Source organism: Streptomyces sp. NPDC036815, assembly GCF_055609205.1.
This window is the reverse complement of record NZ_JBVJPW010000010.1, coordinates 273,385-297,868: the sequence shown is the minus strand read 5'-3', so window position 1 is coordinate 297,868 and position 24,484 is coordinate 273,385. Positions and strand designations below refer to the sequence as shown.

22 protein-coding genes and 1 tRNA gene are annotated in these 24,484 nt (G+C 68.4%); 10 read left to right on the top strand and 13 right to left on the bottom strand.

Annotated features, from left to right (window positions below; translation table 11 throughout):
* Positions 1-33: 33 nt before the first annotated feature.
* The gene (locus ACZ69I_RS22350; RefSeq protein WP_470834136.1) at positions 34-1,467 is read right to left on the bottom strand and encodes a hypothetical protein; all 1,434 of its coding nucleotides are present in this window, start codon (positions 1,465-1,467) and stop codon (positions 34-36) included.
* 432 nt (positions 1,468-1,899) lie between these two features.
* Positions 1,900-2,028: a DLW-39 family protein gene (locus ACZ69I_RS22345; RefSeq protein ID WP_003999697.1), complete on the bottom strand. Its 129-nt coding sequence runs from the start codon at positions 2,026-2,028 to the stop codon at positions 1,900-1,902.
* Positions 2,029-2,341: 313 nt separating this feature from the next.
* Between ACZ69I_RS22345 and ACZ69I_RS22340 the strand changes: the two genes are divergently transcribed.
* Positions 2,342-2,674, top strand: a complete 333-nt coding sequence (locus ACZ69I_RS22340) for a DUF6344 domain-containing protein (RefSeq protein ID WP_467674679.1) — start codon at positions 2,342-2,344, stop codon at positions 2,672-2,674.
* Between the two features lie 248 nt (positions 2,675-2,922).
* On the opposite strand, the gene ACZ69I_RS22335 is transcribed toward ACZ69I_RS22340, so the two are convergent.
* From ACZ69I_RS22335 to dnaA, 9 genes are all read right to left on the bottom strand, one after another.
* Positions 2,923-2,996 (bottom strand) — tRNA-Ile (locus ACZ69I_RS22335).
* Positions 2,997-3,111: 115 nt separating this feature from the next.
* Complete coding sequence (locus ACZ69I_RS22330) at positions 3,112-3,834, bottom strand: DUF3566 domain-containing protein (protein ID WP_467679229.1); 723 nt, start codon at positions 3,832-3,834, stop codon at positions 3,112-3,114.
* An 18-nt stretch (positions 3,835-3,852) separates the two neighbouring features.
* A complete protein-coding gene (gene gyrA / locus ACZ69I_RS22325) occupies positions 3,853-6,456 on the bottom strand; it encodes a DNA gyrase subunit A (RefSeq protein ID WP_470834133.1) in 2,604 nt (867 codons plus the stop codon).
* A 44-nt stretch (positions 6,457-6,500) separates the two neighbouring features.
* Entirely contained in the window at positions 6,501-8,561 is a 2,061-nt protein-coding gene (gyrB, locus tag ACZ69I_RS22320) for a DNA topoisomerase (ATP-hydrolyzing) subunit B (protein WP_467679225.1), read from the bottom strand.
* 275 nt (positions 8,562-8,836) lie between these two features.
* Entirely contained in the window at positions 8,837-9,400 is a 564-nt protein-coding gene (locus ACZ69I_RS22315; RefSeq protein ID WP_467679223.1) for a DciA family protein, read from the bottom strand.
* The gene (gene recF, locus ACZ69I_RS22310; protein WP_467679221.1) at positions 9,397-10,518 is read right to left on the bottom strand and encodes a DNA replication/repair protein RecF; all 1,122 of its coding nucleotides are present in this window, start codon (positions 10,516-10,518) and stop codon (positions 9,397-9,399) included. The genes ACZ69I_RS22315 and recF overlap by 4 nt, the downstream gene beginning before the upstream one ends.
* Positions 10,519-10,600: 82 nt before the next feature.
* Entirely contained in the window at positions 10,601-11,485 is an 885-nt protein-coding gene (gene gnd, locus ACZ69I_RS22305) for a phosphogluconate dehydrogenase (NAD(+)-dependent, decarboxylating) (RefSeq protein WP_467679218.1), read from the bottom strand.
* Between the two features lie 88 nt (positions 11,486-11,573).
* Entirely contained in the window at positions 11,574-12,704 is a 1,131-nt protein-coding gene (gene dnaN / locus ACZ69I_RS22300) for a DNA polymerase III subunit beta (protein WP_467679215.1), read from the bottom strand.
* Between the two features lie 943 nt (positions 12,705-13,647).
* Entirely contained in the window at positions 13,648-15,522 is a 1,875-nt protein-coding gene (gene dnaA / locus ACZ69I_RS22295; protein ID WP_467679212.1) for a chromosomal replication initiator protein DnaA, read from the bottom strand.
* A gap of 367 nt (positions 15,523-15,889) precedes the next feature.
* On the opposite strand from dnaA, the gene rpmH reads away from it, so the two are divergent.
* The 9 genes from rpmH (at position 15,890) to ACZ69I_RS22250 (ending at position 22,869) form a co-directional block, all read left to right on the top strand.
* A complete protein-coding gene (rpmH, locus tag ACZ69I_RS22290) occupies positions 15,890-16,027 on the top strand; it encodes a 50S ribosomal protein L34 (protein WP_006381191.1) in 138 nt (45 codons plus the stop codon).
* 21 nt (positions 16,028-16,048) lie between these two features.
* The gene (rnpA, locus tag ACZ69I_RS22285) at positions 16,049-16,420 is read left to right on the top strand and encodes a ribonuclease P protein component (RefSeq protein WP_467679210.1); all 372 of its coding nucleotides are present in this window, start codon (positions 16,049-16,051) and stop codon (positions 16,418-16,420) included.
* Positions 16,417-16,773: a membrane protein insertion efficiency factor YidD gene (yidD, locus tag ACZ69I_RS22280; RefSeq protein WP_467679208.1), complete on the top strand. Its 357-nt coding sequence runs from the start codon at positions 16,417-16,419 to the stop codon at positions 16,771-16,773. Before rnpA ends, yidD begins: the two co-directional genes overlap by 4 nt.
* 3 nt (positions 16,774-16,776) lie before the next feature.
* Positions 16,777-18,093: a membrane protein insertase YidC gene (gene yidC / locus ACZ69I_RS22275; RefSeq protein WP_470834129.1), complete on the top strand. Its 1,317-nt coding sequence runs from the start codon at positions 16,777-16,779 to the stop codon at positions 18,091-18,093.
* Between the two features lie 14 nt (positions 18,094-18,107).
* The gene (locus ACZ69I_RS22270) at positions 18,108-18,623 is read left to right on the top strand and encodes a Jag family protein (RefSeq protein ID WP_361719130.1); all 516 of its coding nucleotides are present in this window, start codon (positions 18,108-18,110) and stop codon (positions 18,621-18,623) included.
* A 99-nt stretch (positions 18,624-18,722) separates the two neighbouring features.
* Positions 18,723-19,439: a 16S rRNA (guanine(527)-N(7))-methyltransferase RsmG gene (gene rsmG, locus ACZ69I_RS22265; RefSeq protein ID WP_470834127.1), complete on the top strand. Its 717-nt coding sequence runs from the start codon at positions 18,723-18,725 to the stop codon at positions 19,437-19,439.
* Between the two features lie 316 nt (positions 19,440-19,755).
* Positions 19,756-20,832: a ParA family protein gene (locus tag ACZ69I_RS22260; RefSeq protein ID WP_467679200.1), complete on the top strand. Its 1,077-nt coding sequence runs from the start codon at positions 19,756-19,758 to the stop codon at positions 20,830-20,832.
* On the top strand, positions 20,829-21,944 hold the full coding sequence (locus ACZ69I_RS22255; protein WP_470834125.1) for a ParB/RepB/Spo0J family partition protein: 1,116 nt from the start codon (positions 20,829-20,831) through the stop codon (positions 21,942-21,944). The genes ACZ69I_RS22260 and ACZ69I_RS22255 overlap by 4 nt, the downstream gene beginning before the upstream one ends.
* 307 nt (positions 21,945-22,251) lie before the next feature.
* Positions 22,252-22,869 carry a GNAT family N-acetyltransferase gene (locus ACZ69I_RS22250; RefSeq protein ID WP_467679196.1) on the top strand — a complete coding sequence of 206 codons (618 nt, stop codon included), beginning with the start codon at positions 22,252-22,254 and terminating at the stop codon, positions 22,867-22,869.
* Between the two features lie 121 nt (positions 22,870-22,990).
* Here ACZ69I_RS22250 and trxA read toward each other — a convergent pair whose 3' ends face one another.
* Entirely contained in the window at positions 22,991-23,323 is a 333-nt protein-coding gene (trxA, locus tag ACZ69I_RS22245; RefSeq protein ID WP_389716176.1) for a thioredoxin, read from the bottom strand.
* A gap of 43 nt (positions 23,324-23,366) precedes the next feature.
* Positions 23,367-24,344 carry a thioredoxin-disulfide reductase gene (gene trxB, locus ACZ69I_RS22240; RefSeq protein WP_467679193.1) on the bottom strand — a complete coding sequence of 326 codons (978 nt, stop codon included), beginning with the start codon at positions 24,342-24,344 and terminating at the stop codon, positions 23,367-23,369.
* Between the last annotated feature and the right edge of the window lie 140 nt (positions 24,345-24,484).

Sequence of the window (24,484 nt, the reverse complement as noted above, 5' to 3'; positions counted from 1 at the left end):
GCCGACGGGGACGGCCCCACGCCCCGGCCGACCTCACCAGCCCTGCGGAGGCCCGCCCCGCGCAGGAGCGCCCACCTCAGAACCACTCGCGGCGCCCACCCTGCGCCGCGCGATCAGCGTCCACGCGCCGAGAATCCCCAGCAACGACACCCCCGCCCCGATTCCACCGGCGGCGACCACCACCATCAGCCCGTCGTCCTGCGCGTCGGCACCGCTCCCGACCGCCGCCTCCCCGCGCTCCGCCGCCTCCGTGTCCCGCTCCGTGACGCCGAAGTCGTCGGCGGGCACGGACGACCCCGCGTACGAGGGCCCCGGCCTCGGTGAACCGTCGACGTCCACCCGCAGCGTCAGCTCCAGCGGGGCATCGCCGAACTTCTCCGCGACCTCGGGACTGAGGTGGACCGAGAGGTAGTACCACCCGGCGAACCGCATCGCGGACACCTCGTCGGTGAGGGCGAACCGGTTCTCGTACGCGACGGGCGGCAAGGGCTTGAGCGCAGCCGACTTCTGCTTGCCGTCGTACGCCGTGTCGGCGGTGTCGGCCTCGGCGCGCACCGGGTTGGACAGGGTCATGACCAAGGCGGACGAGACGTACCCCGTGCCCCGGCCGACCCCCCGCCCCGCACTGCCCGTCACACGCCCCGTCCCGCTCGTACCGGACGCACCTCTCGCACCTCTCGCACCGCTCGTACTGCCCAGCTCGGCCGCCACCGAGACCTGCTGCCCCCAGTCGAGCGGCAGGCGGTAGAAGAGCGTCTGCCCGGGCTCGATACCGGCCCCCCAGACGCCCTTGTCCAGCCCTCGCGCCGTGCTGAAACTCGTGCCGCCCTCGCGCGGCCTCCGCTCACCCGACGGCAGCACGGGGGCCGACGAGTTCCACGTCTCCGGCGGCACCGTCGCACCGCCCGCCCGCAGTACGGGTTCTGACGCGACGTGAAGTTCCAGATCCCAGTCGTCCTGAGCGAAACGCCGATCCGGACGCTGCGCCGTCCCCGAAGCCCTGGTCCGCTCGACGAGCACGTAATACGTACCGGCACGCGCGCAGCTCTTCTCCCCGGGGCCGACCCGGCGCACCGCCGTGGCGGTGATCGGACGCGGGCTCTCCGAAGATCCGAACCGCGCCTCTTCCGACTCCACAGGGCTGCAGTTGTTGCCGTCGGCGTCCTGCACGGACACCTCGACACCGTCGGCATAGGAGACCTCGGCGTCAGCGCCGGGGACAGCGGTGACGGAGACGTACGCGTTTTCCTCCGCCTTGAGCTCCAGGCGGTAAAAGCGCTGTCCCACGCGCGGGAGGGAGCTTTTGTACGTCTTCCCGGGGCTGAGCCGGCGCCCTTCCACGTTGCTCGCCGCTCCTGAGACGGTCTCGGCGCCCTCAGCGAAGACGTAGGCGTAGGGGCTGGGTGTTCCCGCGGCCTCGGCCCGGCCAGGAGCCACCGCGCACAGCCCGACCGCGACCACAGCCACGGCCGCCACGGTTCGACGACGGCTCGCTCCCGGCTCGTTCCGACACCCGCTCAGCCGCCGCCCCATCACGCGCCACCCCTTGTCGCGAACCCAGCCGTCCCACCCGTCCCGACCGTCCTGCCCGCCCGACGCCGCACGGACACCACCGCGAACCCGCCACCGGCGCAACCGCGCCATCCTCACATTCACTTATGCAAGGAATTAATTTACGAATGAGAACGCAGGGACCATAGGGCCACAGGGCCACAGGGCCACAGGGCCACAGGGCCACAGCGCGAATCTGCCATCCGGGTCCCCCACACCGAGACCATCCCCACGGCCGCACCCGCCCCACTGCGCGCTACCGCCTCACAGACCCCGCCCGGCCCCCGAACACCACAAAGCCCCGGCCGCAACTGCGACCGGGGCCTGTGAAGTGACTGTCGTCGATACTCACGAACCCGTGGGCACGGAGTCAGTCGCCTCCGTCCACAGATCCTGCTCGGCGCGATCCGCCTGGATCTGGCGGTACACGAGGAGCCCGCCGATGGCGGCCAGTGCGACCAGGAGAAGCTTCTTCACCGCGCGACCTCGTCTTTCCTTGACGTAGGGGACTTCTGGCGCCCGACTATACACACCGAGCGATACCGATCGGTGACCTGGATCCGCCTCAACTCCCGCACTCCGCACAGCAGTCGAAACGGACCCAGAAGCTCCACACCGTTCCCGTCCCCACTGTGACTTTCGCCGCTTTGCCCCTTCTCGGGCCTCTTGGGGCCATCCGGGTGGTGTTCATCTGAACATCGACGCCACGCGAGCGTCGGTCCACCACTCCGGGTCCCGCATACACATCATGAGGAAAGTACGCAAATCGCCCAACCCGAATTGAGGGGCCATGACCGGCAACAAGGCCATGAAGCTGTGGACCACGATCGTCACCGCATTCCTCGCGCTCTTCGCCGCGCTGGGATTCACCACGACGGCCACCGCCGCCACGACGGCACAGGAGACCACGAACGCACGCAACGCCACGGTGTGCGCGCCTACGCCGATGATGGCGGCCCTCTGGTCCGCAGCGTACGAACGGTCCTTGCCGCCCACGATGAAGCAGCGCATCCGCGCCGAGGCCCATGGATCATCCCCCAGCTGCCGGCACCTGCCCCCGTCGGACACGGAAGCCGAGGCTGAGACCACCGCGCATGAACCAGGACTCGCCGCGGAGCCGTAACCCCGGCCCCGCACCCAGGGCACCCGCCCTCCTGAACCTCAGAAGACCCCCGGCCACAGGCCGGGGGTCTTCTTCATGCACGCCGCGCGCTGATCACTTCGCACTGATCACTGCACACCGATCACTACGTACCCGTCACTGCCCACCGAGCCCGAGAACGGAACTGCCCACCGCCCTCACCGGGAACACGCGGAAGGCCGGTAGATCCTGGAGATCTACCGGCCTTCCGACCTGGCTCTGAGCCACTGTGGGGCTAACAGGATTTGAACCTGTGGCCTCATCCTTATCAGGGATGCGCTCTAACCAACTGAGCTATAGCCCCGCCGCGCTGCGGTGTCCCGCGCGCTGACCTCTGAAGATTAGCGCACCTGGGCGCCAGTCCCAAAATCGATACCCGCGCGCGGGCGAACAGCGGAAGAGCAGAGGGGGAGCAGGCGCTACTCGTCCTCGGCGAGGGTCAGCTCGACGCCGCCCACGAAGCCCGCGGAGAGGTTGTAGATGAAGGCGCCCAGCGTCGCCAGCGCGGTCGCCAGGACGACGTCGATGACCGCGATGATCGAGGTGAACAGCAGGACGCGCGGCAGCGACAGGAAGGACTGCAGGTCGAAGCCGTTGGACTCGTTCGAGCCCGTCGCCTCGGAGATCGTGCCGCCGACCGTGGAGAAGACGCCCATCGCGTCCATGACCATCCACAGGACGGCCGCCGCGACGATCGTGCAGATGCCGAGAGCGATGGAGAGCAGGAAGCTGACCTTCATCACCGACCACGGGTCGGCCTTGGCCACCCGGAGCCGCGCCTTGCGCGTGCGCGGAATCGTGCGTGCCCCGGTCCGCGGCCGTCGCACGGCGCCCGACTGGGCACCCTGCTGATACGCCTGCGGCGGGTGGTAGGGCTGGGACGACTGCTGCTGGGGCTGCCGCTCCCCGGGCAGCGCCCCGCCCGTCTGCGTGCCCTTGCCGGCCGCGTACGAGGTGTCGTACTCGCCGGACGTCTGGCCGGCGGTCTGACCAGAAGTCCCCGGCCCTCGGGTGTCCGTCACAGTCCCCCCCTGGGATCCATGAGACTCGTGAGAGTCCTGTGCATCAGTGGCGGAGCCACGGGCACCGTCCGTACCGGTACTGCCGGTCCGCTTTGCCTCGGCGCCCGTGGCTCCGCTCACGATGATTCACTCCTCGCGCTACTCGGCCGAGGAATCCGTGCCCTCGTCCGTTCCGGTGGCCGGCTCGGCACCGTCCGATTCGTCGACGACGATGTCTCCGTCGACTTCCTCGGCCTCGCGCCCGGCCTCGGCGTTACGAGCGATACCGACCACGGCATCGCGCTTGCCCAGGTTGATCAGTTGGACGCCCATGGTGTCACGGCCCGTCTCCCTGACCTCGTTGACTCGCGTACGAATCACACCGCCGGACAGCGTGATGGCGAGGATCTCGTCGGTCTCCTCGACCACCAGGGCGCCGACGAGCTCGCCGCGGTCCTCCACGATCTTGGCGGCCTTGATGCCGAGGCCACCGCGACCCTGGACGCGGTACTCGTCGACGTTGGTGCGCTTCGCGTACCCACCGTCGGTGGCGGTGAAGACGAACGTACCCGGACGAACCACATTCATCGAGAGGAGCTCGTCGCCGTCGCGGAAACTCATGCCCTTGACGCCCGAAGTGGCGCGGCCCATCGGGCGCAGCGCGTCGTCCGTTGCGGTGAACCTGATCGACTGGGCCTTCTTGCTGATGAGGAGCAGGTCGTCCTCGGCCGAGACGAGCTCGGCGCCGATCAGCTCGTCGTCCGAACCGTCGTCCGTCTCGCGGAGGTTGATGGCGATGACGCCGCCGGAGCGGGGCGAGTCGTAGTCCTTGAGCGGTGTCTTCTTCACGAGGCCGCCCTTGGTGGCGAGCACCAGGTAGGGCACCGCTTCGTAGTCACGGATCGCGAGGATCTCGGCGATCTGCTCGTCCGGCTGGAAGGCGAGGAGGTTCGCCACGTGCTGGCCGCGGGCGTCGCGTCCGGCGTCGGGGAGCTCGTACGCCTTGGCGCGGTAGACACGGCCCTTGTTGGTGAAGAACAGCAGCCAGTGGTGCGTCGTCGACACGAAGAAGTGGTCGACGATGTCGTCCTGCTTCAGCTTCGTGCCGCGCACGCCCTTGCCGCCGCGCTTCTGCGAGCGGTAGTCCTCGGTCTTGGTGCGCTTGATGTAGCCGCCGCGCGTGATGGTGACGACGATGTCCTCTTCGGCGATCAGGTCCTCCATGGACATGTCGCCGTCGAAGGGCACGAGCGCGGAGCGCCGGTCCTCGCCGAACTTGTCGACGATCGCCGCGAGCTCCTCGCTGATGATCTGGCGCTGCTTCTCGGGCGAGGCCAGGATCGAGTTGTACTCGTTGATCTTCGCCTGGAGCTCGTCGTGCTCGGCGACGATCTTCTGGCGCTCCAGGGCGGCGAGGCGGCGCAGCTGCATCTCGAGGATGGCGTTGGCCTGGATCTCGTCGATCGAGAGCAGCCCCATGAGGCCCTCGCGCGCGATGTCGACGGTCTGGCTGCCGCGGATGAGCGCGATGACCTCGTCGATGGCGTCCAGGGCCTTGAGGAGGCCACGCAGGATGTGCGCCCGCTCCTCGGCCTTGCGCAGCCGGTACTTCGTGCGCCGGACGATGACCTCGACCTGGTGCGTGACCCAGTGCCGGATGAAGGCGTCCAGCGAGAGGGTGCGCGGCACGCCGTCGACCAGGGCCAGCATGTTGGCGCTGAAGTTCGACTGGAGGTCGGTGTGCTTGTAGAGGTTGTTCAGCACGACCTTGGCGACCGCGTCACGCTTCAGGACGATGACGAGGCGCTGGCCGGTGCGCGAGGACGACTCGTCGCGGACGTCGGCGATGCCGCCGACCTTGCCGTCCTTGACCAGGTCGGCGATCTTCTGCGCGAGGTTGTCCGGGTTGGTCTGGTACGGCAGCTCGGTGACGACCAGGCACTGGCGGTTCTGGATCTCCTCGACCGCGACGACCGCGCGCATCGTGATGGAGCCACGGCCCGTGCGGTACGCCTCCTCGATGCCCTTGCGGCCCACCACCAGGGCACCGGTCGGGAAATCGGGGCCCTTGATGCGCTCGATGAGGGCGTCGAGCAGCTCCTCGTGGGAGGCCTCGGGGTGCTCCAGGGCCCACTGCGCGCCCGCCGCGACCTCGCGGAGGTTGTGCGGCGGGATGTTGGTGGCCATGCCGACCGCGATGCCCGCGGAGCCGTTGATCAGCAGGTTCGGGAAGCGCGCCGGCAGAACCGTCGGCTCCTGGTTGCGGCCGTCGTAGTTGTCCGTGAAGTCGACGGTCTCCTCGTCGATGTCACGGACCATCTCCATGGCCAGCGGCGCCATCTTGCACTCGGTGTACCGCATGGCGGCCGCCGGGTCGTTGCCCGGGGAGCCGAAGTTGCCGTTGGAGTCCACCAGGGGCATCCGCATCGACCACGGCTGGGCGAGGCGCACCAGGGCGTCGTAGATGGAGGAGTCGCCGTGCGGGTGGTACGTGCCCATGACGTCGCCGACGACGCGGGCGCACTTGTAGAAGCCCTTCTCGGGGCGGTAGCCGCCGTCGTACATCGCGTACAGGACGCGGCGGTGGACGGGCTTCAGACCGTCCCGTACGTCGGGCAGCGCGCGGGACACGATGACGGACATCGCGTAGTCGAGGTAGGAGCGCTGCATCTCCGTCTCGAGCCCGACGGGCTCGACACGCATGCCCACGCCGGGGACGGCGGGTTCCTCTTCGGGCGTCACAGGGGTGTTCTCGTCGGCCATTGCTGGTCAGAGTCCTTTCGAGGTGCGGCTTTGTACGGGCCGACTCAGATGTCGAGGAAGCGGACGTCCTTGGCATTGCGCTGAATGAACGAGCGCCGTGCCTCGACGTCCTCTCCCATCAGCACCGAGAAGAGGTCGTCGGCCTGCGCCGCGTCGTCCAGGGTGACCTGGCCGAGCACGCGGTGTTCCTGGTCCATCGTCGTGATGCGCAGTTCCTCGGCGTTCATCTCGCCGAGGCCCTTGAAGCGCTGGACCGAGTCGTCCCTGATGCGCTTGCCGGCCTGCCGCCCGAGCTCCACCAGGGCGTCGCGCTCGCGGTCGGAGTACGCGTACTGGAAGTCGTCCCGGGACCACTTGATCTTGTAGAGCGGCGGGCGCGACAGGTAGATGTGCCCGGCCTCGACCAGCGGCCGCATGAAGCGGAACAGGAAGGTCAGCAGCAGTGTGTTGATGTGCTGGCCGTCGACGTCGGCGTCCGCCATCAGGATGATCTTGTGATAGCGGAGCTTCTCGATGTCGAAGTCCTCGTGCACACCGGTGCCGAAGGCGGAGATGAGCGCCTGGACCTCCTGGTTGTGCAGGATCTTGTCGACGCGCGCCTTCTCGACGTTCAGGATCTTGCCTCGGATGGGCAGGATCGCCTGGTACATCGGGTTGCGGCCGGACTTCGCCGAACCACCGGCGGAGTCACCCTCGACGATGAAGATCTCGCACTGCGTCGGGTCGTTCGACTGGCAGTCGCTCAGCTTGCCCGGCAGCGACGCCGTCTCCAGGAGCCCCTTGCGGCGGGTCAGGTCGCGCGCCTTGCGGGCGGCCACGCGCGCGGTGGCGGCCTGGATGCCCTTGCGGATGATGTCCGCGGCCTCGTTCGGGTTCCGGTCGAACCAGTCCGTGAGGTGCTCGTGGACGACCTTCTGCACGAAGGTCTTCGCCTCCGTGTTGCCCAGCTTGGTCTTGGTCTGGCCCTCGAACTGGGGCTCGCCCAGCTTCACCGAGATGATCGCGGTCAGACCCTCGCGGATGTCCTCGCCCGTGAGGTTGTCGTCCTTCTCGCGGAGCAGCTTCTTCTCGCGCGCGTAGCGGTTGACCAGGCCCGTCAGCGCGGCCCTGAAGCCCTCTTCGTGCGTACCGCCCTCGTGCGTGTGGATGGTGTTCGCGAAGGAGTACACGCCTTCGGTGTACTGCGAGTTCCACTGCATCGCGATCTCGGCCGAGAGCAGGCGCTCCTTGTCCTCGGCCTCGACGTCGATGACGGTGGGGTGAATGACCTCGCCCTTGCGGGAGTTGAGGTACTTCACGAAGTCGACGATGCCGCCTTCGTAGTGGTACGTCACCGTGCGGACCTCGTCCTCGGCCGCCTCGGCCGTGTCCGCGCCCGCAGTGGCCTTCGCCGACTCGCGCTCATCAGTGAGTTTGATGGTCAAACCCTTGTTGAGGAACGCCATCTCCTGGAAACGCCGTGCCAGCGTCTCGAAGGAGTACTCCGTCGTCTCGAAGACGTCCGGGTCGGCCCAGAAGGTGACCGTGGTGCCCGACTCCTCGACCGCCTCGTGCTTGGCGAGCGGGGCCGTCGGCACGCCCAGCTTGAAGTCCTGGGTCCAGCGGAAGCCGTCGCGCTTGATGTCGACCGAGAGCTTGGTCGAGAGCGCGTTCACGACCGAGACGCCGACGCCGTGCAGACCACCGGAGACGGCGTAACCGCCGCCGCCGAACTTGCCGCCCGCGTGCAGCACGGTCAGGACGACCTCCACCGCGGGCTTCTTCTCCACGGGGTGCATGTCGACCGGGATGCCACGGCCGTTGTCGATGACGCGCACGCCACCGTCGGCGAGGACCGTGACGTCGATGGTGTCCGCGTGCCCGGCGAGGGCCTCGTCGACGGAGTTGTCGACGACTTCCTGGACCAAGTGGTGCAGGCCACGCTCACCGGTCGAGCCGATGTACATGCCGGGTCGCTTGCGGACCGCGTCCAAACCCTCGAGGACGGTGATCGCGCTGGCGTCGTACGAGGGTGTGACCTCGCCGTTCGCGCCGGCGGCGGTGGACGGGATGTTCTCGTTGGGGTTGCCGGAATCGGCCACGAAGCGCCCTTTCTGGCACAGCACAACCCAAGCTCCCGGCGGTGGCCGGAGCGGCTGCGGCGTGTTTGTTCGGTAAGCCTTAGTCAGCGTTGCTCGGTGCGTCCCACAAGTGGGGCGGGATTAGCTTCCAGTCTACCGGTAGCGCTGACAGTGATGGGGGTTTGCCGGTACCTGAGTCCTCATGTGCCGCCCTGAACCGGCCTCGGCCGACTCCCCATATGCGGCCCAGGGCTCCAGAACGCTCACAGCGGCACTCAGCGCTTCGGGACGTCAACCCCCAGCTACGGTCGCCGGCCGGCTCAGCCGTAGGTGTCGCCGGGGCCCGTGCTGCCGGGCGCGCGCAGGGGTCCGAAGCGGCGCGCGGGGCCACCGGGACCGAGCACCTTGATGAGGCGCACGGTGCCGTGTCCCAGGTCCTCGTTGAGGCGTGCGACCAGCTGGGGGGCCATGAGGCGCAGCTGGGTGGCCCACGCCGTCGAATCGCACTGCACCGTCAGGACGCGCTCGTCCTCGTCGTACCGCTGCGGGACGCAGTGATTGGCCAGGTCGTCGCCGACGATCTGCGGCCAGCGCCCCATCACACCGCCCACCGCGGCGGGCGTCTCCCAGCCGCGCTCGGTGATCAGCCGGTTGATCGCGGATCCGAGCGGCAGCGGGTCGCGCCCGTCGGCGCGCGCGCCGGACCGCAGTCCGCCGCGCCGGGCCTGCTTCTTCTGCTGCGCGGCGTCGCCACGCGCGCGTGCCTGTTCCTTCGCGGCGCGCAGGGCGACCCTGGCCAGGTCGACGCCGGAGGGCTCGGGCGTCTTCGGCGCTCCCCCGGACGCGTCCTCGGGGGCGCCCTCCGCGGGCTTCTCGGAGCTCATACGCGATCCACCGCACCGTCCGACACCGAGTACCGCGTGCCGCTCAGGACGGCCGGGACGTCGTCGTCCACGGCGGCGGTGACGAGAACCTGCTCGCCCGGGGCCACCAGCTCCGCAAGGCGCTCCCTGCGGCGGACGTCCAGCTCGGCGAAGACGTCGTCGAGGACGAGCACCGGCTCGTTGCCCTCGGCCCTCAGCAGGTCGTACGAGGCCAGCCGCAGCGCCAGGGCGTACGACCAGGACTCGCCATGGCTCGCGTACCCCTTCGCGGGGAGCCGGCCCAGCTTGAGCACGAGATCGTCGCGGTGCGGGCCGACCAGGGTCACGCCCCGCTCGATCTCCTGCTTGCGCGCTTCCTCCAGGGCAGCGGTCAGCTGCTCGTAGAGCGCCTCGCGGGTGTGTCCGTCGCCGGGCGCCGAGGGCTTGTACTCCAGGGAGAGCGGGCCGCCGCCGGGCGCCAGCTGCTCGTACGCCTTGTCGGCCAGGGGCTGCAGCGCCGAGATCAGGTCGAGCCGCTGGGCGAGCAGCTCGGCGCCCGCGCGCGCGAGGTGCTGGTCCCACACGTCGAGCGTGGACAGGTCCATGGAGCGCCCGCCGTGCCGACGGGCGAGAGCGGCCGACTTCAGGAGGGTGTTGCGCTGCTTCAGGACCCGGTCGTAGTCGGACCGGACGCCGGCCATGCGCGGGGAGCGCGCGGTGATCAGCTCGTCGAGGAAGCGCCGCCGCTCACCGGGGTCGCCCTTGATCAGCGCGAGATCCTCGGGCGCGAACAGCACCGTACGGACGATCCCCAGGACGTCACGCGGTCTGACCTGCGAGGACCTGTTGATGCGGGCGCGGTTGGCCTTGCCGGGGTTGAGTTCGAGCTCAATCAGTTGCTGGCGCTCGTCCTGGCGGACCGCGGCCCTGATGACGGCGCGCTCGGCGCCCATGCGCACCAGCGGTGCGTCCGAGGAGACCCGGTGGCTGCCGAGCGTGGCGAGATAGCCGACGGCCTCGACGAGGTTGGTCTTGCCCTGGCCGTTGGGCCCCACGAACGCGGTGACGCCCGGGTCGAGAGGGACCTCGACCCGGGCGTACGAACGGAAGTCGGCCAGCGAGAGATGCGTGACGTGCATGGTGTGCGCCGACCTCCCCCGGCTTCCTTCACTTGCTGAGAGGCCTGTGCGCAACCGCCCCGGGTTACGCACAGGCTGTGGATCAGTTCTCGCTCTTGGACTCGACCGCGTGGCCGCCGAACTGGTTGCGCAGCGCGGCGATCATCTTCATCTGCGGGGAGTCGTCCTGGCGCGAGGCGAACCGGGCGAAGAGCGAGGCCGTGATCGCGGGCAGCGGCACGGCGTTGTCGATGGCGGCCTCCACCGTCCAGCGGCCCTCTCCGGAGTCCTGCGCGAAGCCGCGCAGCTTCTCCAGGTGCTCGTCGTCGTCCAGGGCGTTGACCGCGAGGTCGAGCAGCCAGGAACGGATGACCGTGCCCTCCTGCCAGGAGCGGAAGACCTCGCGGACGTCCGTGACCGAGTCGACCTTCTCCAGGAGCTCCCAGCCCTCGGCGTAGGCCTGCATCATCGCGTACTCGATGCCGTTGTGGACCATCTTCGAGAAGTGGCCCGCGCCGACCTTGCCCGCGTGGACCGAACCGAAGTCGCCCTCGGGCTTGAGCGCGTCGAAGATCGGCTGAACCTTCGCGATGTCCTCGGCGTCGCCGCCGTACATCAGCGCGTAGCCGTTCTTGAGGCCCCAGACGCCGCCGGAGACGCCGCAGTCGACGAAGCCGATGCCCTTGGCCTTCAGCTCCTCGGCGTGCTTCTCGTCGTCCGTCCAGCGGGAGTTCCCGCCGTCCACGACGACGTCGCCGGGCTGCAGCAGCTCGGCGAGCTCGTCGATGGTGGACTGGGTCGCGGCACCGGCCGGAACCATCACCCACACCACTCGCGGGCCCTTGAGCTTGCCGACCAGCTCTTCGAGGCTGGCGACATCCGCGACGTCCGGATTGCGGTCGTATCCGATGACGGTGTGACCTGCGCGGCGGATGCGCTCGCGCATGTTGCCGCCCATCTTGCCGAGGCCGACGAGACCGAGCTCCATCAGAGTTCCTTCACTAGCGAGGTGGCGTTACGGCACTTTCGTACCTGCGCCCGAGCCTACGCCCGGACGCACGCTCACACCTGTGGGCTCAGCCGCTCAGACGTACAGGCATGATCAGGTACTTGTAGGCCTCGTCCGCCTCCGCGTCGACGGCCGGCTTGCCGCTCAGCAGCGCGGGCTTCGTCGACGTCGTGAACGACAGCTGGGCGACCGGCGAATCGATCGCGCTGAGGCCGTCGAGCAGGAACGTGGGGTTGAAGGCGATCGAGATGTCGTCGCCGTCCAGCTGGGCGTCGACCCTTTCCACAGCCTGTGCGTCGTCGCTGGAGCCCGCCTCCAGGATCAGCACGCCCTGCTCGAAGCTGAGCCGCACCGGGGTGTTCCGCTCGGCGACCAGGGCGACACGCTTGACGGCCTCCACGAAGGGGGCGGTCTCGATCACGGCCACCGAGTTGAACTCGGTCGGGAAGAGCGTGCGGTACTTCGGCAGGTCGCCCTCGAGGAGACGCGTGGTCGTACGTCGTCCGGCGCCCTCGAAACCGATCAGGCCCTCACCGGCACCCGAGCCGGACAGGGCCAGGGTGACCGTGTCGCCGCTCGTGAGCGCCTTGGCGGTGTCCAGGAGCGTCTTGGCGGGCACCAGGGCCACGGCGGACGCATCGGGGTTCTCCGGCTTCCACAGGAACTCGCGGACCGCGAAGCGGTAGCGGTCGGTGGAGGCCAGGGTGACCGTGTCGCCCTCGATCTCGATGCGCACACCGGTCAGCACGGGCAGCGTGTCGTCGCGGCCCGCGGCGATGGCCACCTGGGAGGCGGCCGAGGCGAAGACCTCACCGGGGACGGTGCCCGTGGCGGTCGGCATCTGCGGCAGCGCGGGGTACTCCTCCACAGGAAGCGTGTGGAGTGTGAATCGCGAGGAGCCGCAGACCACCGTCGCCCGCACACCGTCTGTGGAGATCTCCACCGGACGGTTGGGGAGCGCGCGGCAGATGTCCGCGAGCAGCCGGCCCGATACGAGGACGGTGCCCTCCTCGTCGATCTCGGCGTCCACCGAGACGCGTGCCGAGACCTCGTAGTCGAAGCTCGACAGGCTCAGTGCGCCTTCCTCGGCCTTCAGCAGCAGTCCTGCGAGGACGGGCGCTGGCGGCCGGGCCGGGAGGCTGCGCGCCGCCCAGGCCACCGCCTCCGCGAGTACGTCGCGTTCAACCCGGATCTTCACCGTAAGCCGCCCTCCTGCTGTTGCTGGCTGCTCTCGCCCGCTGGACCTGTGGCCCTCGTCGTCTGACTCGGTGTCTCTCAGCCATGCCGTGGGAAGGACACCGGGGACCAGTCTGACGTACGGCGCTGACAGTCGTTGCCTGTCGGGGTCAAGTCGTGGCGAGCGGCGTCGGAGCTCCGGAGCGAGAGTTGTGCACAGCCCCAACTTCGAAACCATTTCCCCGGTCTCTCTAGTTGGGAGTAGTAGTAGGGGCTGTGGAAACCGTGGATAACCCCGTTTTCGCAGGTCAGCATCGGTTTTTTATCCACCGGTCCTGTGGGCGGAGCCCGTGGACAACCGGGTGTTTCTGTGGACGGGCGAAAGTTCTGCACACCCGATGCACAGGAGGGGGCGACTTCTCCCCAGCGCTGTCCCCAGCTTTACCCAGCTTCCCCACAGGCCAACCGACCACCTTGGTGTGACGCCTTTCACTCGACCCGGTGAGAGGGCGCGTTGCGTTGCCGAACAGTGGACAGCCGTGTGGAGAAGCTGGGGAAAGCTGGGGACAACGGATCCCAGCCTGTGGGCCGCCGGTGGACAACTTCATGCACAGCCTGTGGACAAGATTTTCCTCCACAACCTGTGGAGACTCTTCGTCCACGAATCCACAGCCACTTGACCTGGCCTGATGATCCCTCAGCAGCGGCCCCTGTGGACAGCGTCTGGACAACTTTCCAGTCCCCAGGGTGTGGAAGGAAAAAAGTAGGCACATCTGTGGAGAACAGCCGTATGAGCAGGGGAAATCGAACAGCGGGCGGCTGCCGTACGACGCCTCTGTGCGGGTCCGCGCCCTCGGAGCGCGGCCCGACGGACCCCGAAACGGCCTCCACGCGCGCGTGAGCAACGAAAAAGGGCGCCCCAGGAGGTGCCCTGGAACGCCCTCAGCGACGTGTCGCGGCGGTCGTCAGCCGTTCTTGATGCGGTTGGTGAGCTCGGTGACCTGGTTGTAGATGGAGCGACGCTCCGCCATCAACGCGCGGATCTTGCGGTCCGCGTGCATCACGGTGGTGTGGTCGCGACCGCCGAACTGCGCACCGATCTTCGGCAGGGAGAGGTCGGTGAGCTCCCGGCACAGGTACATGGCGATCTGGCGCGCCGTCACCAGGACGCGGCTGCGCGAGGACCCGCACAGGTCGTCCACCGTCAGACCGAAGTAGTCGGCGGTCGCCGCCATGATGGCCGTCGCGGTGATCTCCGGAGCCGCGTCCTCGCCGCCCGGGATCAGGTCCTTGAGGACGATCTCGGTGAGCCCCAGGTCCACCGGCTGGCGATTCAGCGACGCGAAGGCGGTGACCCGGATCAGCGCGCCCTCCAGCTCACGGATGTTCCGCGAGATCCGCGACGCGATGAACTCGAGCACCTCGGGCGGAGCGTTGAGCTGCTCCTGCACCGCCTTCTTACGAAGGATCGCGATACGCGTCTCCAGCTCCGGCGGCTGGACGTCGGTGATCAGCCCCCACTCGAAGCGGTTGCGCAGCCGGTCCTCCAGGGTGACCAGCTGCTTGGGCGGCCGGTCACTGGAGAGAACGATCTGCTTGTTCGCGTTGTGGAGCGTGTTGAACGTGTGGAAGAACTCCTCCTGCGTCGACTCCTTGTCCGCGAGGAACTGGATGTCGTCGACGAGCAGGATGTCCATCTCGCGGTAGCGCTTGCGAAAGCTGTCGCCCTTGCCGTCGCGGATGGAGTTGATGAACTCGTTGGTGAACTCCTCCGAGCTCACGTAGCGCACACGCGTGCCGGGGTAGAGGCTGCGGGCGTAGTGCCCGATGGCGTGCAGCAGGTGCGTCTTGCCGAGCCCCGACTCCCCGTAGATGAAGAGGGGGTTGTACGCCTTCGCGGGTGCCTCGGCGACGGCGACCGCGGCCGCGTGGGCGAAACGGTTCGACGCGCCGATGACGAAGGTGTCGAAGAGGTACTTCGGGTTGAGGCGCGCGGTGGGCTCGCCGGGCCCCGTCGCGGGCGCCGGCTGCGCGGCCAGCGGGCCGGGGGCGCCGCTGGACGAGGTGGGCCCCACAGGCCCGCCCCGGTGCACTCCGTGGCCCCCGTGGCCCCCGCCGCGGTGGCCGCCGGGCGGCTCGGACATGTCGCGCCGCTCACGCCGGTCCTGCGGATCGGAGCGCTGCTGCTCGTAGTGCGAACGCTCCTGCGGCGGCTGCGAGCGGTAGTCGTGCTGCGGCTGCTGCACCGGATTCGCGTACGGGTCCCGCTCGGGGAAGCCGAGCCGGGGTTGCTGCCAGCCGTAGTCGTCCTGCGGCTGCGGCCAGGCGCCGGGGGACGGGCGCTGGTACTCCGGGTAGGCGGGGCGTGCGGTCGGCATCTGGTTGGACCGCGAGCCGTCCTGGTGCTCGTCCGAGGGGCGGCGCCCGTAACTCTCGTAGGAGTCGTGCCCCTGACCGGAGGCGGGCGGCAGCTCGGGCTCCTCGTAGCGCTGCTGGTGGGACTGCGGGTGCTGAGGAGCGGACTGGTGCTGGACGGGCGGGGCCGGGGGGCCCATGGGTTCGCCGACGGAGTCGTCGACGGTGATGGCGATACGGATCGGGCGGCCGCACTCGCGGCTCAGGGTCTCGCTGACCACGGGGGCCAGGCGGCCTTCCAGTACGCCCTTGGCGAATTCGTTCGGAACGGCCAGGAGTGCGGTGTCGGCGACGAGTGCCAGGGGCTGGCAGCTCCGGAGCCACCGCTCGTCCTTCGCCTCGACGCCCTGCCCGCGGCCCTCACCCAGCAGATGTTCCAGAACTCGTGGCCACACTGCGGCAAGATCGGCAGGTACGTCAGCCACAGGGCACGCTCTCTCACGGGGTCCCACGAACGTGTGGTTCTCGGGACGGAAATCGGTATGGGGAGAAGGAAGGGAACGAATCGGAGTTCCGTCACGGTAGTCAGGGCGACCGGTAGGGTTCAAGTTGTTGTCCACAGGCTGTGCACAGTGTCTCCCCCCGGCGGCCGGTTTGACCGGATGGCGTAGCCCCGCGTACCGTGACCAGGTCGAGTTGTCGATGGCTGCTGCCGCCTGCCTCCGATGGGCAAAGATCACGATCTGTGATTGTGAAGCGGTGCACTCGGTGCGTATTCGCGAGCTTCTCGTGGGCGCACGGTGACAGCCAGGCGATGTCCCGCCACCACACGATCATTTCTGGAGCCCCCGAGTGAGCAAGCGCACCTTCCAGCCGAACAACCGTCGCCGCGCCAAGACCCACGGCTTCCGCCTGCGGATGCGCACCCGCGCCGGCCGCGCGATTCTTGCGAACCGTCGTGGCAAGGGTCGCGCCAGCCTGTCCGCCTGATCCCAGTCAGGTCATGACGTCGTGCTGCCTACCGAGCATCGGCTGAGGCGGCGCGAAGACTTCGCGACCGCGGTACGTCGAGGACGCCGGGCCGGACGCCCGCTTCTCGTCGTCCATCTACGCAGCGGTGCAACGGACCCGCACGTGCCAGGGGAGAGCCTTCCCCCGACACGTGCGGGTTTCGTCGTCAGCAAGGCCGTGGGTGGAGCGGTCACACGCAATGCGGTGAAGCGCAGACTTCGCCATCTCATGCGCGACCGGGTGGCCAAGGTGCCCCCCGGTAGCCTGGTAGTAGTACGAGCGCTGCCCGGAGCGGGCGACGCCGACCATGCACAGCTGGCCCGAGACCTGGATGCCGCCCTCGAGCGGCTGCTGGGAGGGGGCGCGCGATGAAGTACCCGCTGCTGGCTCTGATCAAGCTGTACCAGTGGACGATCAGTCCACTCCTGGGCCCGGTGTGCAAGTACTACCCGTCGTGTTCCCGCTACGGCTTCCTGGCCATCGACCGGCACGGTGCGATCAAGGGAACGGCGCTCACTGCCTGGCGCATCCTGCGGTGCAATCCGTGGTCGCCGGGCGGAGTCGACCATGTTCCGCCGCGCAAGCGTCCGCGGTGGCACGAGATGCTGCGCGCTGCCTGGCGCGAACGCAAGGGCGGGCCCTCCGCCGCAGGCGCGCCGACCGGGGACCTGCCCCCGGGAACGGCCGCCGAGACCGAGACCCCGTCCCATGCTCAAGGAGCCTGATTAGTGGACACGATTGCCAGTCTCTTCAGCTTTATCACGACACCAGTTTCGTGGGTCATCGTCCAGTTCCACTCGGTGTACGGGAAGATCTTCGGTCCCGACACGGGCTGGGCCTGGGGCCTGTCCATCGTGTCCCTGGTGATCCTCATCCGGATCTGCCTGATCCCGCTCTTCGTGAAGCAGATCAAGGCCACTCGGGCGATGCAGACGCTGCAGCCCGAGATGAAGAAGATCCAGGAGCGCTACAAGAGCGACAAGCAGCGCCAGTCCGAAGAGATGATGAAGCTGTACAAGGAGTCGGGTACCAACCCGCTCTCCTCGTGCCTTCCCATCCTGGCGCAGTCGCCGTTCTTCTTCGCCCTGTACCACGTGCTCAACGGCATCGCGACCGGCAAGACGATCGGCGTCATCGACGACCAGCTCCTGGAGAGCGCGCGTAAGGCGCACATCGTCGGTGCCCCGCTGGCCGCGAAGTTCACCGACAGCGCGGACAAGGTCGCTTCCCTCGGCGCGACCCTGACCGACGTCCGGGTCGTCACCGCGATCATGATCATCATGATGTCGGCGTCGCAGTTCTTCACGCAGCGCCAGCTGATGACGAAGAACGTGGACACCACGGTCAAGACGCCGTTCATGCAGCAGCAGAAGATGCTGATGTACGTCTTCCCGGTCATGTTCGCCGTCTTCGGCATCAACTTCCCGGTCGGTGTCCTCGTCTACTGGCTGACCACCAACGTGTGGACCATGGGCCAGCAGATGTTCGTCATCCGCCGCAACCCCACCCCCGGCTCCAAGGCGCAGGCCGCCTTCCTGGAGCGCCTGCAGAAGCAGGTCGTGCACTCCAAGTCGGTGCGGGGACGTGGCAACACGAACGTCATCAAGGCGATCGTCGCCAAGGGCCGTGACCGCAACGAGTTCGAGCGCAAGTTCATCAACGGCCTGACCAAGGCGGGCCTCGCGGCCCAGACCGACGGCACCGTGGTGGAGAGCGACAGCACCGTCGTCACCGAGACCGAGGACGGCACCACCGCGGGCGGCGCCCCGAAGCGCCAGCAGCCCAAGCGGCAGAGCAAGTCCAAGCGCCAGGCGGCCCCGACACAGGGTGCGGCCGGTGCCACCAAGGCGGACGCCGTTCCCGACGCGAAGACGTCGCTGGAGAAGTCCGAGGCCGAGCCCGCGGACGACTCCCCCATGACCAAGCAGACCGGTGGCGACAACAAGCAGGGCAACAAGCCCGGCTCCGGTCAGCGCAGCCGAGCCAAGTCGGGACAGCAGCGCAAGGGCCAGCAGCGGCCCAAGCACCCGTCCTCCAAGAAGTAGAAGGAGCCCATCCAGTGACGGAAGGCACCACCACCTCCGCCGCAGCTGAGGCCGGCGACACCCTCTCCCGCCTCGAGCAGGAGGGGGAGATCGCGGCGGACTACCTCGAGGGTCTGCTCGACATCGCCGACCTCGACGGCGACATCGACATGGACGTCGAGGCCGACCGGGCCGCTGTCTCGATCATCAGCGACGTCAGCAGCCGCGATCTGCAGAAGCTGGTCGGCCGCGACGGCGAGGTCCTCGAAGCCCTCCAGGAGCTCACCCGTCTCGCCGTCCACCGCGAGACCGGTGACCGCAGCCGTCTGATGCTGGACATCGCGGGCTACCGTGCCAAGAAGCGCGAGGAGCTTTCGGAGCTGGGCGCCAAGGCCGCGGCCGAGGTGAAGAGCTCGGGCGAGCCGGCCAAGCTCGAGCCGATGACCCCCTTCGAGCGCAAGGTCGTGCACGACGCGGTCAAGGCCGCCGGCCTGCGCAGCGAGTCCGAGGGCGAGGAGCCGCAGCGCTTCGTCGTCGTCCTCCCTGCCTGATCGGCACAGCGTTTCCCGGCCCCGTCTGTTCGCAGGCGGGGCCGATCTTTGTCAGCCTGATAGACAGCCACCCCAGTGCGGTACGGAAGGACGGTCCCCGTGACGGAGGCAGCGGAACTCCCCCCGGCGCCGGAAGAGGCCCGGACGGTATTCGGTGATCGCTTCTCGGACGCGGTCCGGTACGCGGAACTGCTGGCCGATGCGGGAGTGCAGCGAGGCCTGATCGGCCCGCGCGAAGTGCCCCGGCTGTGGGAGCGGCACCTGCTGAACTGCGCCGTGTTGTCCGAGGTCGTGCCCGAGAACGTCACGGTGTGCGATGTCGGCTCGGGCGCCGGCCTGCCGGGCATCCCTCTGGCGCTCGTCCGCCCGGACCTGAAGATCACTCTCCTCGAGCCGCTGCTGCGGCGCACGAACTTCCTCACCGAGGTCGTGGAGCTGCTCGGGCTCGACCATGTGACGGTGGTGCGGGGCCGCGCCGAGGAAGTCCTCGGCAAGCTGCCGCCCGTCCACGTGGTGACCGCGCGAGCCGTCGCGCCGCTGGACCGTCTGGCGGCCTGGGGCGTACCGCTGCTCCGTCCGTACGGGGAGATGCTGCTGCTCAAGGGCGACACCGCCGAGGAAGAGGTCAAGGCGGCAGGCGCCGCCCTGAGCAAGCTCGGTGCGGTGGACATCTCGGTGCTGCATGTGGGCGAGGGCGTCGTGGACCCGCAGTCCACCGTTGTCCGGGTCGAGGTCGGGGAGAGCCCCGGCGGTGTGCGCTTCGCGGCGAAGCGGGCCAAGGCCGCCCGCGCCGGCCGCGCCCGTCGTCGCCGCTGAATCTCAGCCAGCTCCGTCGGCGCGTCTCGGGGCCTCCCGCAGCGCCGTCGCTGATCCGTCCTGACGACGAGCCGTACTCCACAAAAGCAGTCAAACGTACCCATACCGGGGTGTCGCACCAGCGGCACCCCGGCTGCCGTGCATCGTGTTTCACGTGAAACGTCGCTCACTGCTGCATGGCATCATCAGTCGCGGCCGCGCTGCGGAACCTCGCGACCGCCGGCCACTCGGTTCCCTCGATAAGGGCACGGAGTTTTCCACAGAGGTGGATTCGTCCACAGAAGACCGGGCCTCGCTGGTTCACGAACCTCAAAGCATGGGAGGCTCTGTTCATTGCGAGCCTGATGTCGAGGAGAGTGAATCCTTGCGGTCCGACGCCAACATCGCGGGACCGATGACCGATCCGGTCCCCGGCCCCCGTACCGAATCGGCGGGGGAGGATGTTTCACGTGAAACACCGACCCCGATGGACGACACACCCATCGGTCGTGCTGCCCAACTGGCAGTAGAAGCACTCGGCCGCGCAGGCGAGGGTCTGCCACGTCCTGAACAGACCCGCGTCATGGTGGTCGCCAACCAGAAGGGCGGGGTGGGCAAGACGACGACGACCGTCAACCTCGCCGCCTCGCTCGCTCTGCACGGTGCCCGTGTCCTGGTGATCGACCTCGACCCGCAGGGCAACGCCTCCACGGCTCTCGGCATCGACCATCACGCCGAGGTCCCGTCCATCTACGACGTCCTGGTCGAGAGCAAGCCGCTCTCCGACGTCGTCCAGCCGGTATCCGATGTGGAAGGACTCTTCTGCGCCCCGGCCACCATCGATCTCGCCGGTGCGGAGATCGAGCTGGTGTCGCTGGTAGCACGGGAGAGCCGCCTGCAGCGCGCCATCCAGGCGTACGAGCAGCCGCTGGACTACATCCTCATCGACTGCCCGCCGTCGCTCGGCCTGCTGACGGTCAACGCCCTGGTGGCCGGCGCCGAGGTGCTGATCCCCATCCAGTGCGAGTACTACGCGCTGGAAGGGCTCGGCCAGCTCCTGCGCAACGTCGACCTGGTACGCGGGCACCTCAACCCGAACCTGCATGTGTCGACGATCCTGCTCACCATGTACGACGGCAGGACGCGGCTCGCCTCCCAGGTGGCGGACGAGGTGCGCAGCCACTTCGGCGAAGAGGTCCTGCGGACGAGCATCCCGCGGTCGGTCCGCATCTCCGAAGCCCCGAGCTACGGCCAGACGGTGCTCACCTACGATCCGGGGTCGAGCGGCGCCCTCTCCTACTTCGAAGCGGCACGAGAGATCGCGCTGCGCGGAGTCGGAGTCCGCTACGACGTCCAGCACGCCCACACGGGCGCTCAGAACGACCAGCACAGCATGACGGAGGGGATGCAGTGAGCGAGCGACGGAGGGGACTGGGGCGAGGCCTCGGCGCCTTGATCCCTGCGGCCCCGACGGAGAGGCAGCCCTCGCAGAGCGCGGGAGGCGCCTCTACCTCTCCCTCGGCGGTGCCGGTACTGACCGCCGAGCGAGGAGTGGCGGCCGCGAAGGTGACAGCGCTCTCCCAGAGCCCTGTTTCACATGAAACGGTCGAGCCGCCTCAGCACGCGGCGGAGGCGCCGGAGAACCAGACTGTCGCCGGTGCGCACTTCGCCGAGCTGCCGCTCGACGTCATCAAGCCCAACCCGCAGCAGCCGCGTGCGGTGTTCGACGAGGACGCTCTCGCCGAGCTGGTGACCTCCATCAAGGAGGTCGGGCTTCTCCAGCCGGTCGTCGTACGGCAGCTGGGTCCCGCGCGCTACGAGCTCATCATGGGCGAGCGGCGCTGGCGTGCGTGCCGGGAAGCGGGCATGGAGCGCATCCCGGCCATCGTGCGGGCCACGGACGACGAGAAGCTCCTCCTGGACGCGCTGCTCGAGAACCTGCACCGTGCCCAGCTGAATCCGCTGGAAGAGGCCGCCGCCTACGACCAGCTGCTGAAGGACTTCAACTGCACGCACGACCAGCTGGCGGACCGCATCGGCCGGTCCCGCCCGCAGGTCTCCAACACCCTGCGGCTGCTGAAGCTCTCGCCGACGGTGCAGAACCGGGTCGCCGCCGGGATTCTCTCCGCGGGCCATGCCCGAGCACTGCTCTCCGTCGAGGACTCGGAGGAGCAGGACCGACTCGCCCACCGGATCGTGGCAGAAGGCCTCTCGGTGCGTGCCGTCGAGGAGATCGTGACCCTCATGGGTTCGCGGCCGCAGCGGGCCCCGAAGGCGAAGGGGCCGCGCGCGGGTGCCCGGCTCTCGCCAGCGCTGAGCAGCCTCGCCACGCGGCTCTCCGACCGGTTCGAGACCCGGGTCCGAGTGGATCTGGGCCAGAAGAAGGGGAAGATCGTCGTCGACTTCGCCTCTCTGGAGGACCTGGAGCGCATCCTCAGCACGCTGGCTCCGGGCGAGGGCCCGGTGCTGAAGAGCGGCCAGGGCGAGGACGAGGCGGAAGACGCCCACGAGGACGACAAGGGCTGATCCTCGGGGATCGGCACCGCGAGAGCGGGCCGTGTCCGGTTGGTACCGGAACACGGCCCGCTCTTTGCTTTCTTACGGTTTCGATGCAATCACATCGTGGATACGATGCGATCGGGTATGGCGCATCCACCTGACGGCACCTCTTTGGGGAGGCGGGGGCCATGCGATCGATGAGCCGCACCGGACTGATGACCGCGGGCCTGGGGTTGGGAGCGGTCGGCGGCTTCGTCGGCAGCCTGCTCAGGGAACGCAGCGCTCTGACAGCTGCCCGTAGTGCGGCGGCCGATGGAAATGAGGAACCGCCTTCATGGGGCGTCGGCTCGTACCGCTCACACTGGACAACCTCCCGGATCTCCCCAAACGGTGCCGGACATGCGTCTTCTGGGAGCTGGACCCGGTCAGCGGCCAGGCCGCGGTAAAGGCCGGCACCGCGGAGACGGAGAAGGAGGCGTGGATCTCCGCCGTCCTGCTGGAATGGGGCTCCTGCGGTCGCGTCGTCTACGTCGACGACGTGCCGGTCGGCTTCGTGCTCTACGCCCCTCCGGCGTACGTGCCCCGCTCCACGGCCTTCCCCACGAGCCCGGTGTCTCCGGATGCCGTCCAGCTGATGACGGCTTGGATCATGCCCGGGTACCAGGGGCAGGGGCTGGGCCGAGTGATGGTCCAGACGGTCGCGAAGGACCTGCTGCGCAGAGGGTTCAAGGCGATCGAGGCCTTCGGGGACGCGCGGTGGGAGAAGCCCGCGTGTGTGCTGCCTGCGGAGCATCTTCTGGCGGTGGGCTTCAAGACGGTCCGCCCGCACCCCGCCTATCCGAGGCTGAGGCTCGAACTGCGGACGACGCTCTCCTGGAAGGAGGACGTCGAGCTGGCGCTCGACCGACTGCTGGGGGCGGTGCAGAAGGAGCCTGCGCTCCGACCGTTGTGAACTCGCGGGCGGTCCTCACGGGAGGAACGGAGCCGGAGCAGAACGAAGGTCACTGAACGACGAATGGACCAGCCCCTCGGGGGCTGGTCCATTCGTGTTTCACGTGAAACATCGCCAATGGCTACTCGGCGATGAAGTCCGCCAGGTCCTTCTCGATGGCGCCCTTGGGCTTGGCGCCGACGATGGTCTTGGCGACCTCGCCGTGCTGGTACACGTTCAGCGTCGGGATGGACATGACGCCGTACTTGGCGGCCGTGCCCGGGTTCTCGTCGATGTTGAGCTTGACGACCTCGATCTTGTCGCCGTGCTCGGCAGCGATCGCCTCCAGGGAGGGCGCGATCTGACGGCACGGGCCACACCAGGCGGCCCAGAAGTCCACCAGGACGGGCTTGTCGCTCTTGAGGACGTCCTCCTCGAAGGAGGCGTCCGTCACGTTCTTCAGGTTGCCGGCCACTGCGGGCTCCTCATTTCTCGGGGTGGTGCACAGATGGGGTAGGTCAGACGCTGGCGGTCGGGGTCTTCTCGGGCTCGGGAGCCTCGGCGTCGGACAGTGCCGCCAGGTAGCGCTCGGCGTCGAGAGCGGCGGAGCAGCCGGTGCCGGCCGCCGTGATCGCCTGACGGTACGTGTGGTCGACGACGTCACCGGCGCCGAAGACACCGGTCAGGTTCGTCCGGGTCGAGGGCGCGTCGACCTTCAGGTAGCCCTCGTCGTCCAGCTCCAGCTGCCCCTTGAAGAGCTCGGTGCGCGGGTCGTGACCGATCGCGATGAAGAGGCCCGTCACCGGCAGCTCGGACGTCTCGCCCGTTTTCAGGTTGCGCAGCGTCAGACCCTCGAGCTTGGGGTCGCCCTTGATCTCGGCGATCTCGCTGTCCCAGACGAACGAGATCTTCGGGTCGGCGAAGGCACGCTCCTGCATCGCCTTGGAGGCACGCAGGGTGTCACGGCGGTGCACGATCTTCACGGACCTGGCGAAGCGCGAGAGGAAGGTGGCCTCCTCCATCGCGGTGTCGCCGCCGCCGATCACGGCGATGTCCTGGTCCTTGAAGAAGAAGCCGTCACAGGTGGCGCACCAGGAGACGCCGCGTCCGGAGAGGGCGTCCTCGTTCGGCAGGCCCAGCTTGCGGTGCTGCGAGCCGGTCGTGACGATGACGGCCTTCGCGCGGTGCACGGTGCCCACGGTGTCCGTCACGGTCTTGATCTCACCGCTGAGGTCGACGGCGACGACATCGTCGGGCACGAGCTCGGCGCCGAAGCGCTCGGCCTGGGCCCGCATGTTGTCCATGAGCTCGGGGCCCATGACGCCGTCCTGGAAGCCGGGGAAGTTCTCCACCTCGGTGGTGTTCATCAGCGCACCGCCGGCGGTGACGGCGCCCTCGAACACCAGCGGCTTCAGCGACGCGCGCGCGGTGTAGAGCGCCGCCGTGTAGCCTGCGGGCCCGGAGCCGATGATGATCACGTTACGGACGTCGGTCACGGCTTGATTCCTCGTCTCTGGGGACTGCTGTGTAGTGCTGGTGGGTGCCCGTCTCAGGACTCTCACCCCACCCAACGGATCCTACGGGGCATGCATTCCCCGACATGGCCGAGCGCACGGAAGCACGACAGGCGGAAGAG

Bases quoted from the DNA above. Each gene is read 5' to 3' on its own strand.
- ACZ69I_RS22340 (WP_467674679.1), top strand. From the start codon at position 2,342: ATGACCGGCAACAAGGCCATGAAGCTGTGGACCACGATCGTCACCGCA.
- gyrA (WP_470834133.1), bottom strand. From the start codon at position 6,456: ATGGCCGACGAGAACACCCCTGTGACGCCCGAAGAGGAACCCGCCGTC.
- ACZ69I_RS22315 (WP_467679223.1), bottom strand. From the start codon at position 9,400: ATGAGCTCCGAGAAGCCCGCGGAGGGCGCCCCCGAGGACGCGTCCGGG.
- recF (WP_467679221.1), bottom strand. From the start codon at position 10,518: ATGCACGTCACGCATCTCTCGCTGGCCGACTTCCGTTCGTACGCCCGG.
- gnd (WP_467679218.1), bottom strand. From the start codon at position 11,485: ATGGAGCTCGGTCTCGTCGGCCTCGGCAAGATGGGCGGCAACATGCGC.
- yidD (WP_467679208.1), top strand. From the start codon at position 16,417: ATGAAGTACCCGCTGCTGGCTCTGATCAAGCTGTACCAGTGGACGATC.
- ACZ69I_RS22260 (WP_467679200.1), top strand. From the start codon at position 19,756: ATGGGAGGCTCTGTTCATTGCGAGCCTGATGTCGAGGAGAGTGAATCC.
- ACZ69I_RS22250 (WP_467679196.1), top strand. From the start codon at position 22,252: ATGGGGCGTCGGCTCGTACCGCTCACACTGGACAACCTCCCGGATCTC.